Annotated in this window: 5 protein-coding genes; 3 read left to right on the plus strand and 2 right to left on the minus strand. The window is 60.9% G+C overall.

What is annotated here, in order from left to right:
• Positions 1-6 precede the first annotated feature (6 nt).
• Together ACP7EG_RS25775 and ACP7EG_RS25780 are read right to left on the minus strand one after the other, a co-directional pair.
• Complete coding sequence (locus tag ACP7EG_RS25775; RefSeq protein ID WP_426089958.1) at positions 7-6,966, minus strand: YDG domain-containing protein; 6,960 nt, start codon at positions 6,964-6,966, stop codon at positions 7-9.
• Positions 6,967-7,026: 60 nt separating this feature from the next.
• Entirely contained in the window at positions 7,027-8,721 is a 1,695-nt protein-coding gene (locus ACP7EG_RS25780; protein WP_426089959.1) for a ShlB/FhaC/HecB family hemolysin secretion/activation protein, read from the minus strand.
• Positions 8,722-9,717: 996 nt separating this feature from the next.
• Between ACP7EG_RS25780 and ACP7EG_RS25785 the strand changes: the two genes are divergently transcribed.
• The 3 genes from ACP7EG_RS25785 (at position 9,718) to ACP7EG_RS25795 (ending at position 12,108) form a co-directional block, all read left to right on the plus strand.
• The gene (locus tag ACP7EG_RS25785) at positions 9,718-10,155 is read left to right on the plus strand and encodes a hypothetical protein (RefSeq protein ID WP_426089960.1); all 438 of its coding nucleotides are present in this window, start codon (positions 9,718-9,720) and stop codon (positions 10,153-10,155) included.
• A gap of 173 nt (positions 10,156-10,328) precedes the next feature.
• Positions 10,329-11,321 carry an alpha/beta hydrolase family protein gene (locus tag ACP7EG_RS25790; protein WP_426089961.1) on the plus strand — a complete coding sequence of 331 codons (993 nt, stop codon included), beginning with the start codon at positions 10,329-10,331 and terminating at the stop codon, positions 11,319-11,321.
• Positions 11,322-11,391: 70 nt separating this feature from the next.
• A complete protein-coding gene (locus ACP7EG_RS25795; RefSeq protein ID WP_426089962.1) occupies positions 11,392-12,108 on the plus strand; it encodes an L-2-amino-thiazoline-4-carboxylic acid hydrolase in 717 nt (238 codons plus the stop codon).
• Positions 12,109-12,126 lie beyond the last annotated feature (18 nt).

Genomic DNA, 12,126 nt, shown 5'->3' on the forward strand with positions numbered 1-12,126 from the left:
CAGGCGCTATTTATCCGTGCCCTCCGCCAGGACCAGGATCCAGCGTTTCCCATTGATCATGATTTTCACTTCGAACGGCAGCGCGCCGGCAGGTGCGGCCGAGACATCAAAACTGTGCGTCTGCGCAACGTAACGCAACCATGCCGGCAGAGGCGCATCATCGGTCCTGCTGATGCGCACCGACGCGCGCGGGTCTGACAGGGCCGCCGTCAATGGCGCCGGCAAAGCAAAGCTGAAAGCGTCACCCTTGCTCACCATCTCTTTGGGAATCGACACGCTCACCATGCCCGGCTGGCCATCCGACAACGGACGCACCAGCGACACCGTGATAGCGCTATCGCGCTGACCATCGGCGATCCGGCCACCCGGCACCGGCGCTTGCAGCGTCAACGGCGATGCCGCTGTGGTCGGCGCCGGAACGACAGGCACGGTGACTGGCAGTTGCGGCACCAGGGTCGGCTCGACGCCTGCGGCCAGGATGCTGGCGCTGGTGCTGGCGACGCTGTTTTGCAAGCTGTAGTTGGCGGCATCGCTCCCCGCGATACTGATCCCCGTGACCGTGACGGGCTTATTGCTGCCCACATCGGCACTGGCGAAGCTGGCCCCGCCATCGGCCAGCGTCAGTGCATCGCCGGCAATGCGGTTGTCAGCCAGCACGACCATCGCGGCGACGGTTCCATCGAACTGCCGGTCGATCCCCGTGGCGCCCACGGTGAGCGCGCGCGGCGTGATATTGGCCGTTGTGGCGAGCCCCGTGCTGCCCAGGACATAGTTGGCGGCATCGGCGCCGCTGGCCGCGATATTGCTGACGCTCATAGTCTTGCCCACACCAGCGTTCTTGTCCGCGAAACTGGCATTGCCGGTCAGCGTCAACAGATCCCCCGCCACCCGGTTGTCCGCCAGTATCGCGCTGCCGTCCGTGCCGCCGTTGTAGATACGATTTACGCCACTTGCGCTGACGGCCAAGGCCCGCGCCGTGATGTCGGCCGTCGTCGTGGCCGAGGTGTTGTAGGCATAGTTGGCCGCGTCGGTGCCGGCGACCTCGATGCCCGTCACGCTGACGGCCTTTGCTGTGCCGACGTTCTTGTCGGAAAATATCGCCGCTTCGTCGGTGACGCTCAGCACATCGCCGGCAAGCCGGTCATCGGCCAGGGTGACCGTCGCATTGCGGCTGCCGTCATACACGCGATTGGCGCCGCTGGCACTGACCTTGAGCATGCGCGGCGTGATATCGGCATGCGTAAGAGCCGTGGTATTTTCCAGAGAGTAATTTCCGCCGTCGCTACCGCCCATGCTGATGCCGCTCACATTGACCGTTTTGCCGACGCCGACATTCTTGTCCAGGAAATTGGCCGATGCATAGCTAAAGCTCAGCACGTCACCGGTGACGACGCTGTCGTCCGGCGTCAGCAGCGCCACATCCACGGTACTGCCGTCATACACGCGATTGGTCCCGCTGGCAAAGACGGCCAGGGAGCGCGGCGTGATGTTGGCGTGGGTCGTCACCGTGGAGCTGTCGAGGCTGTAATTGCCCGCATCGGCGCCGCCGATACTGATGCCGCTCACGTTGACGGTCTTGCCGGTGCCGACATTTTTATTCAGGAAATTGGCGGTGCTGTAAGAATAAGTCAGCTGGTCGCCGAACACGATGCTGTCGTCCGGCGTCAAGGTGGCCAGCGCGGTAGTGGTGCCGTTGTAAACACGGTTGCCGGCATTGGCGAAGACGGACAACGGCCGCGCCGTGATATTCGCCTGCGTCGTTGCGCTCGTGCTGCCGATGGCGTAGTTGCCCGCGTCGGCACCACCCAGGCTGATTCCAGTCACGTTGACGGTCTTGCCCGTGCCCACGTTCTTGTCGAGGAAGTTGGCTGACGTATACGAATACGTCAACGCGTCGCCGAACACGACGCTGTCGTCCGGGGTCAGGTTGGCAATATCGACCGTGCCGCCGTTGTAGACGCGATTGGTCCCGCTGGCAAAGACGGCCAGTGGGCGCGGCGTGATGTTGGCGGTCGTGGCGGCAGTCGTGCTCGCCAGGCTATAGTTGCCGGCATCCAGGCCACCGATGCTGATGCCGGCGACATTGACGGTCTTGCCATTGCCCACGTTCTTGTCGAGGAAGTTGGCCGACGTATATGAATACGTCAGCGCGTCGCCGAACACGACGCTGTCGTCGGGCGTCAGGTTGGCAATATCGGCCGTGCCACCGTTGTAGACGCGATTGGTCCCGTTGGCGAACACCGCCAGGGAGCGCGGCGTGATGTTGGCCTGGGTCGTCGCCGTGGAGCTGTCGAGACTGTAATTGCCCGCATCCGCGCCGCCGATACTGATGCCGCCCACGTTGACGGTTTTGCCGGTGCCGACATTTTTATTCAGGAAATTGGCGGTGCTGTAAGAATAAGTCAGCTGGTCGCCGAACACGACGCTGTCGTCCGGCGTCAAGGTGGCCAGCGCGGTAGTGGTGCCGTTGTAAACACGGTTGCCGGCATTGGCGAAGACGGACAACGGCCGCGCCGTGATATTGGCATGCGTGGTCGCCGTGGTGCCGGCCAGACTGTAATTGCCCGCATCAAGGCCGGAGATGCCGATGCCGGTGACGTTGACCGTCTTGTTGCTGCCCACGTTCTTGTCGAGGAAATTCGCGCTGGCGTAGGCATAAGCGAGCTGGTCCCCCGCAACCACGCTGTCGTCCGGCGTCAAGGTCACGGCATCGCTGGTGCCGCCGTCATACACGCGGTTGGTCCCGCTGGCGAACACGTCGAGCGCGCGCTGGGTGATGTTGGCTTTCGTGGTGGCAGTCGTGCTGGCCAGCGCATAGTTGCCGGCATCCAGGCCGCCGATGCTGATGCCGGTCACATTGACGGTCTTGCCATTGCCCACGTTCTTGTCGAGGAAGTTGGCTGACGTATACGAATACGTCAGCGCGTCGCCGAACACGACGCTGTCGTCGGGCGTCAGGAGCGCCACATCCACGGTACTGCCGTCATACACGCGATTGCTGCCGTTGGCGAACACCGCCAGGGAGCGCGGCGTGATGTTGGCGTGGGCCGTCGCCGTGGAGCTGTCGAGACTGTAATTGCCCGCATCCGCGCCGCCGATACTGATGCCGCTCACGTTGACGATTTTGCCATTGCCAACGTTCTTGTCGAGGAAATTGGCGGCGCCGTAGGAATAGCTGAGTACATCGCCGCCGACCACGCTGTCATCGGACGTCAGGGTGGCCAGCGCGGTGGTGCCGCCGTTGTAAACACGGTTGCCGGCATTGGCGAACACGCTCAGCGGCCGCGCCGTGATATTCGCCTGCGTCGTTGCGCTCGTGCTGCCGATGGCGTAGTTGCCCGCATCGGCGCCACCCAGGCTGATTCCCGTCACGTTGACGGTCTTGCCGGTGCCGACATTTTTATTCAGGAAGTTGGCGGCGCCGTAAGAATAAATCAGCTGGTCGCCGGACACGACGCTGTCGTCCGGCGTCAAGGTCACGGCATCGCTGGTGCCGCCGTTGTACACGCGGTTGGTCCCGCTGGCGAACACGTCGAGCGCGCGCTGGGTGATGTTGGCTTTCGTGGTGGCAGTCGCGCTCGCCAGCGCATAGTTGCCGGCATCCAGGCCGCCGATGCTGATGCCGGCCACATTGACGGTCTTGCCATTGCCCACGTTCTTGTCGAGGAAGTTGGCCGACGTATACGAATACGTCAGCGCGTCGCCGAACACGACGCTGTCGTCCGGGGTCAGGTTGGCAACATCGGCCGTGCCGCCGTTGTAGACACGATTGGTGCCGCTGGCAAAGACGGCCAGGGAGCGCGGCGTGATGCTGCCTGTGCCGCTGGCGCCCGTGAGCGTGTAGTTGGTATCGATCGCACTGCTGCCGGTCAGGGTCAGCCCTCCCAGCCCAAGCGCCTGAGCTCCCGCACTGACATTCTTGCTCGCGACCGAGGCGCTGCCCGTCAAGCCGCATGCGCTCAGGCCGCCACTGCAATCTGAACCGACCAGATTGGTGGCCTGCATCACGTTATTGCCCATCACGCTGCCGCTGTTGTAAACACGCGTGGCGACCAGGCCCAGCGGCCGTTTGAACACCGTGTAGCTCAGCCCTGCATCGGCGAGGAAGACGTAATCGCCCGCGTTGGCGCCGCCCAGGAGCAGACCCGAGTTGTAGATAATCTGATAGTGCCCCGCATTCGATCCGACGCTGGGCGCGCCGCCAAACAAGGCGCTGCCGCTGACGTCCAACCCAAGGGCCGCCATGCCATTCGCGTCCAGCAGTGTGGCGCCATTGAACAGGCTATAGGTAAATGTACCAACGAGGTCGCCGTAGATGTTGCTGCTCTGGCTGCTATTCACATGCACGCTCAGCTGCTTGGCAATCGTGCAGTTGGCGAACGCCGTCAGGCAGGGGTAACCGTTGTTGACGCTGGCCTTGATCTGCCACACGGGCGCCGAAGAGAAATTCCAGCCGGCGCCGGTGAAGGTGCCCATGGCTTTCATTTCGGCGCTGGTCTTGCCGGTGCCGCCACGGCTGGCCGCCTGGCCGCTGGTCTGGGTATCCCAGAAGCTGTTGCTAATGACCGACGGCGAGTTCTCGCCATCGACCGACAGCGTGCCGACCAGGCCACCCACACTGGTGTTGCCATTGTTGATAGTCACGGCGCCCACGGCATAGCTGTTGCTGATGTTCGAACCGTTCTCGCCCACCAGGCCGCCGACATTGGTGTTGCCGTTGACCGCCCCCGTGGCATAGGTATTGATGATGTTGCTGCCGCTGCCGCCCGCCGCCTGGTTCAGGCCGACCAGGCCACCGACGGTCTGACTGCCAGTGACGTTGCCGCTGGCGTAGCTGGTGCTGATGGTGCCGAAGTAATTGACGCCGGCCAGCCCGCCGATGAACGCCGTAGTGCCCGTGACATTGCCGCTGGCGTAGCTGTTTGTCGTTCGCCCACCAAACATTCTCCCCACCAGTCCACCCACGTTCGTGGTACCCGAAATAGTGCCGCCGGCATAGCTGTTGCTAATGATCCCGGCCTGGCTCTCGCCGACCAGGCCGCCCGTGTTATTGAATCCGGTAACGTTCATGGTCGAGAAACTGTTGCTGATGCTGCCCCAGCTCCGGCCTACCATGCCAGACGCGTATTGCGCCCCGTTGACCGTGCCGCCGACGATGCCAAGATTGCGCAGCTGAACCGTATTGTCGCCATACAGGCTGGCGAACAGGGATGACTGGTTGTTGATCGTAGGCGCGATGATGACGTGACCGAGCCCATCGAATGCACCCCAGGAGATGGAAAACTGCTGCATGCCGATGGCGCCACTGGCATTCCAGGCGGCGGTCGACGTGGCGTCGATGTCGCTGCCCAGCGCGTAGAAGGCGTTCTGGCTTGCTTGCACGCCCTGCAAGGTGCCCGGCGTCATATCGTTGCGGTCGGCGCCCAGGCTGTTGATGACCGTATACACCTGATTCTTGATCGTCAAGGTACCGCTGCCGGCGAAATTGACTTTGCCTTTGAAGGTGTTGCCGGCGCCAAATGATGTATTGACCTTGCCTGCCGTCGGCTCAAGATCGAGGCTGGCCGTTCCGCTCGCCGTCATCACCGCATTGATATTGACGTCATTGGTGGCCGTCAGGGTCAGCTTGTTGGCGCTCCAGGTGACGACATCATTGACGGTGACATTGCCGTCGCTGCCGCCGCCGTTGGTGCTGGCGATGGCGACATCGGCGGTCGCCAGGTTGCTGCTCAGGGTCGCGCCGCTGATATCACCGCCGCTGGCGGCAATCGTAAAGCCGTCCGGATCGAGCAACCACTGTCCCGACTTGCCATGCGCGGCGCGCGCGTCGACGCGGGTGGCGTCGCGGATGGTCAGGTGGCTGGCGGAGGTTTCGATGAAGCCGCCGTCGCCGCCGCTGTCGCCGCCGCGCGCACTGAAGCTGCCGCTGACATCGGTGCGGCTGGCCGGATTGGCGAGGTCCGCGATCACGGTCACCGTGCCGCCCCGCCCCGTGCTGCCGGGCGCCGCGTTGGCGCTGATGGTGCCGCCGGCGCTGATCTGGTCGGATGCAGCGAGCATGATGCGCCCGCCATCGTTGGTCAAGCCGTTGGCCTCCAGCGCGCCGCTGTTGTTGATCACGCCGCCCATCAGGCGATTGGCCGCCTGGGCCGACATGATAATGGTGCCGCCGGGAGCCAGCACCGCCTGCCGGTTCTCGATCAGGGCGGCGATCGCGGATGGCGTGACGACCACGCCGGCCAGGGTATTGCTGTCGCCGAACTGCAGCTTGATCTGTTCGCCCGATGCCAGCGCGACGGTACCGGCGCGGGCCATGATCAGGCCATAGTTGCGCACTTCCGGCGCCAGCAAGGCGATATAGCCGCCCAGCGTCGCGTGCAAGCTCCCCTCATTGATGACGCTGCCCGTCGCACCCGCGCGTGAAAACGTGTTCATGCCCGCCATGAAATCGGCGCTCGACATATTGTGGGTAGTGGCCACCAGTCCGCCCACATCGACCGACGCGGAGGGGCTGAAATAGACGCCATTCGGGTTGCTCAGGAATACCTGGCCGTTCGAGGTGATGCGGCCGAAAATCTGGCTCGGTTGCGCATCGAGTACCCGGTTCAAGGTGACGGCGCTGGCCGAAGGCTGGGCGAAATTGACGCTGGCCTTGGCGCCGAGATTGAACGTCTGCCAGTCGATCACCCCGCGCGCCGTGCTCTGCTGGATGTTCATCGCCGCGCCATTCTGCGTGACCACGACCTGGCCGCCAACGACCTTCGCGCCGGCCGGCAACTCGGTCGGTGCGGGCGGCGCCGCGAAGGCGGCCATGCTGGCGCCAAGACCGAGCGCCGCGCATGCCGGAGCGAGCAAGGTGCGGCCGCTGCGCTTGCCTTTGCCCCTGGCGTTTTCCGCCACGGCGACCCAGGCGCCAAGAATCTCGCTCCAGATCAAGCGGTAAATACGGTTCATGGACGCGTGCATGGTGGTACTCCTTCAAAGCAGAGGAAAACGAAATGGGGGCATACGGCGAAATCTGGAAAGCTAGAACGGCATGCTGGCCTGGAGCCAGAAGCGATTCTTTCTGAAGGAACCATCCTGGTCCGTTCCCGTCAGGGTCGGGTTCGGATTGTTCCCAATGCGCCTGGCCCAGGTCGCTTTGAGATTCAGGCCGAAGCTGGCCAGCCAGGCGACGGACAGTCCCGCGCCCTTGAGGCTATAGCTGCCCAGCGCGGGCGCGCCGGGGAAATGATTGTCGTGGTTGACCTTCACGTGGCCCCAGTCATAGAAGCCGGTGAGGTTCACGTTGTTGGGCAGGCGCGCGCGCAGTTCCAGGTTGAACAGCTGCCCTTCCGAACCACCACCTTCATTGGATGGATAGGCGCGCACGCCATACGCGCCGCCGAGATAGAATTTCTCGGCCGAATCGAGGTTCTTTCCTGCAGTCTGACCCGAGAACGCGGCGTACAGGGCCAGCGCCTCGGTGAGTACCTGCTGGCGGCTGGCGGCATAGCGCAGTTTGGTGAAACTGCCGCCGGTGCGCGTGGTCAGGGCATCGGCGCGGGCGTTGGGCGAGCCGTCCAGGTCAACCTTGCCGTGCACCAGCGCGAGACTGGCGCTGGTACTGCCGCCGCCAGCGTATTGATCCAGCACATTGCCGTTCAAGCCGACGGTGAAGGTATCGATCTTGTAATTGGTGATGGTGGTGGCCGCCGCCCGATTGTCGAAGCGCTTGTTGTCGTAATTGAGGGCCAGGTAAAGATTTTTCAGGCGGGCGCGGATCAGCGGGTAGGTCGCCTCGACCCCGCTCGTGGTCGACGTTCCGGATGCGTCGAGCGCGGCCAGCGCATCGTCCACCAGCCGGTAGCGCAAATGTGACGCGTTGGCGCCGACGCGCCAGCCGGCCGCGCCCAGCGGCACGGTGTAGGCCAGGCGGGCATAATCGCTGCCTTCCGTATGCATCAGATTGACGACCGCCTGGTCGCCAAGGCGCAGGGGACTATTGATGTACAGGTCTGCGGTCAGGCGCGCGCTGCCGGTGGAACGGGCGCTGGCATTGTCGACGCCGACCTGCCCGTTGATGAGTTTTTCATCCTCGATCTTCAAGACCAGGTCGACTTCATTCGCCTGCTCCCCGGGCGCCAGGCTGCCGGCCGTGCTGATGCCAGGCATGTCATCGAGCAGCAGCAGGGCGCGGTCCATCGCCTGCGCTTTCAGCGCGGCGCCATGTGGCTGGGCGGCGCCCACGATCGGCACCAGCCTGTCGAATGGCACGCGGGTCGGCGCCGTGCCTTCCATGCGCACTTGTCCGAACACCGCTTCGACGACCTGCAGCGTCACGACGCCGTCCTTGATCTCCTGCAGTGGCAGATAGACGCGCACGATCCAGCCGGCCTTGCGGTAGGTTTCGGCCACTGCGGCGGCGGCGTTTTGCAGGTCATTGAACGAGAGTGGCCGATTCACGAAACTTGCTACGGCAGGCGCCAGTTGCGCTTGCGTGAGCAAGGTACTGCCGGCGAATTGAAAACGCGACACCGTGACCGACATTCCCGACAATTCCTTCATGGGCTGCGGCGGCGGCGCCAGAAGCGGCCCCGGCTTGCTTGCCGGCGGCGCCAATCGCCCTTTTTCAATTTGCTGCAATAGCGAACCCGCGTCCGGAACGGTTTGCGCGAAAGCGGATGAAACGGAGATCGACAAAACTGACAGGATGTACAGCGGCGAGCGAGGTGGCAGCATGAATTGAATCCCTTCTGATGCGAGTGACTTCCTTGACAATGAAAATCATCAACAGGGGTGGTGAGGTGCCGCCAGCCGATCATGGCGGCGTGCGGGATTTAGGCGAGCTATTTAGTTTTCTTTCGGAAACTTGAAAACAGGGGCGTTTTCATTAAATAGAGGAATTTCCGCATGCGACCTCCCGCTAAATGTAGAGCTTGGTTTCCACTATAAAATTGTCGTGGATTCATTGAGAATACGCGTAGAAATCTTATACACAAGAGATATTGAAATTAAAATGCAACTTAGTCGCTTTTTCACACATTGTTTTTTAATAAATAATATGCGAGAAAGAAGGTTTTACGCTATACGGCCAACTTCCTTAAATCATGAGATAACACAGCCATTTGACTTGTTATATAAACGGAGTCGGTGCGAGGAGTGAGGCGAGAATCGCGTCGATCAGCATTCGGTGAAAATCCAAATGGCAGACCGTGCAATTTCGTGAACGGCAATGCGGATCTAAGTAACCCCCAATAAATTATTGTGATTTCTGACTTCCATAACCGGCGCTCTGCAAGGTGGCCGACGAGGCTTGCCCGCTGCTAGCAGTGCTCGCACTGCGTCGCAGTGGGCGCCTTACATAGCATCCGGTTCTGTTCGTCATAAATTCACAATAATTTCCTGAGGATTACTTAGTGCTGAACGACGGGAGTATGGTCGTCAGTGCTGGAGCAAGAATACGGAGAAACGTCCGCAAGCGCTATCGTAATTAATGGCATTTCCAAAGTTCGATGTATCCGTGCACATTTGAAATTTTTTTACATTGTTTCCATGTGGAAATTAGATTGCACGCCCCTTTTGCTGTAACCTCGGAAGGCCGGACATGCGCGACAACAATGGGACTTGCCCAAGGCAATATCCATTCCCCCCTAACGCATAATCTATCGCTGCCGTTGCAAAGCAGGCCAATGGGGCATAGTATGCTGTTTTTGATACCAAAAAATAAAGCTTGTCATGAGCATGCCCAAGATCGAAGTGTCACTGCCACATAACGGTACCTTGCTGCTGTCCCTGTGCCGCCGCGACGATAGCCCCGCGCTCGACGTGGCCCTGCCCCTGGCCGAGCTGTACAGCGAGGGCGCCGATGGCGCCGCCCGGCAACTGGGCAAGAAAATCCTGCAAACCCTGGCCATCTGGCATGGTGCGGCGTTTGCGGCGCTGCCCTTCCCCGCCACGCCACCAGACGATCAGCGTCCGCCCGGCAACTTCGAAGCGGCCCTGATCCTGTTCGACCTGTCGCTGCAACAGCAGACGGCACAGCATGTGGCCGCCATCGAAGCCCTGTTGCGACAGGCGCAGGCCGACGGGCAGATGGCGCAGCAGGGAGACTTTCTTCTTGAAACCTGGCCCGCATTGCGCGCACGCCTCGACGCCTGTCCCACGCCGGCCTGACATGCGCTGCGCGGCGTTCAGTCCATCCATTCAATCAAATGAGAGGACTCTTGCGCCATTCGTCCAGAAGCGGACTAACGATTCCAGCAATGCGAAACGAGAACATGAGTAATTCTTGCGAAAGCGCTGTCCGAATATCGAATCAGAAAGACACCGTCCCTTACAGCCCATCTATGAAAAACCTGAAATTGACTGTATTTTCCGCTTTGACGACGCTGGCCATGACACTTGCCACCACTTGCGTACATGCGGCTGGATTCCAGCACGGATTTGCCTCCGATCCCAATGGCAAGCCGCTGGAGATTGGTATCTGGTATCCGAGTCAGGCAACACCGAAGCCCATGTCCATGGGACCAACAACGATGTCAGTTGCATTCAACGCTACAATAGACGGACGCGCATTGCCGCTGGTGGTAATGTCGCACGGCACAGGAGGCTCTTTCCTGGGGCACTACGATACGGCCATTGCTTTGGCCGATGCGGGCTATGTCGTTGCGGCCGTCACTCACATGGGCGACAACTATGCCGACCAGAGCCGCAGCGTATTCATCATGGATCGTCCAAAACAAATTAGCCGAGTCATTGACCATATGTTGTCAAGCTGGGATGGCCGTGCCACGATCGATTCAGCGCGTATCGGGATGTTCGGATTTTCTGCGGGCGGCTTTACAACGCTGGTAAGCGTCGGTGGGCTCGCCGATTTCGCTAAGGTCGAGCCGATGTGCCGCGAACATCCAAAAGATTTTGCTTGCCAGTTGATAGCGAAGACCGGGCCGGCTGGTATCGAGCCGCCCGATTCTGGCCTGGCGCAGGATCATCGCATCAAGGCTGCGGTTGTGGCGGCCCCGGCTTTGGGGTTCACATTTTCGCCGGATGGACTGAAAAACGTCAAGATACCAGTGCAACTCTGGCGCGCAGAGAACGATGTCATCCTGCCGCACCCCCGTTACACTGAGGCAGTTCTGCGGGCTCTTCCGAAAGAGCCCGACTATCACGTGGCACTCAAAGCTGGCCATTTTGACTTCCTGGCACCTTGCAGCATCGCACTTGCGAACATTGCCCCTGTCATTTGTAAAAGCGAACCCGACTTTAATCGGGAGGCGTTTCACCAAACCTTCAACATCACGGTGGTCGATTTTTTTGGCAACAATTTAAAGTATAACTGAGTCGCTTCGCAGGCAGACAACGTATGGCGGCGCTGGATTGTCAATAGACTGTATATCAAGGAGGCGTTGCATGGCTGATATCATCCATCCCTTTTACGCGTCGCATCGCGCTGCAATGGAGGCTGCCATGCTCCATCGCCTCGACCTTGCTGAAACGATGTTATGCGAGCGCGCGCCTCTGGCCGATACGGATAGGATCAGGCAGGAGGTGATGGCCGAATTCGACTTCGTTCTTGCCCAAATGCCTTATGTCGGCGGCGCGGCAAGTCGCATGAGTGATTTTTTCATGCGTCTCATGGGCTTTATGGCCATCAGCCGGGTGCTGCGGCGGCATGGGGTGCCGGTGTCCGTGATCGGCGAAATCGAGCGGGAAAGCTACGAGGCGCAATTGCTCACCATGCCCGAGGCGGAACGTCACGAGGCGGGGCGCCAGTTCATGTCGCCGGAGAATCAGGCTTTGCTGCGCGAGCAGGCGATATTAAGCGCGACAGAAAGCCATCAGATAGCGTTTCCGGAAGATTTCATCTACGATTTCGTAGCGCCGGGGCCAGGTGATAACTTTGAATTCGGCATCAATTACCGGGCATGCGGTTTTTGCAAATTCGCGCAGCGCCACGACGACAAGGAAATCTTGCCGAACATTTGCGGACTTGATTTCGTCGCCTATGCAGCGCGTGGTATCCATTTGGAAAGAACTCAAACCTTGGCTGGCGGCGCGAGCCACTGCAATTTCCGATTCTCCCGCCCCTCGCCCCCCCTCTCACCCCGTTCCCGCAACAAGGGGTGAGCAAAATGCTGGGAGCGG

This window comes from Janthinobacterium sp. PSPC1-1 (assembly GCF_049897625.1).
Taxonomy (GTDB): Bacteria; Pseudomonadota; Gammaproteobacteria; order Burkholderiales; family Burkholderiaceae_D; genus Janthinobacterium; species Janthinobacterium tructae.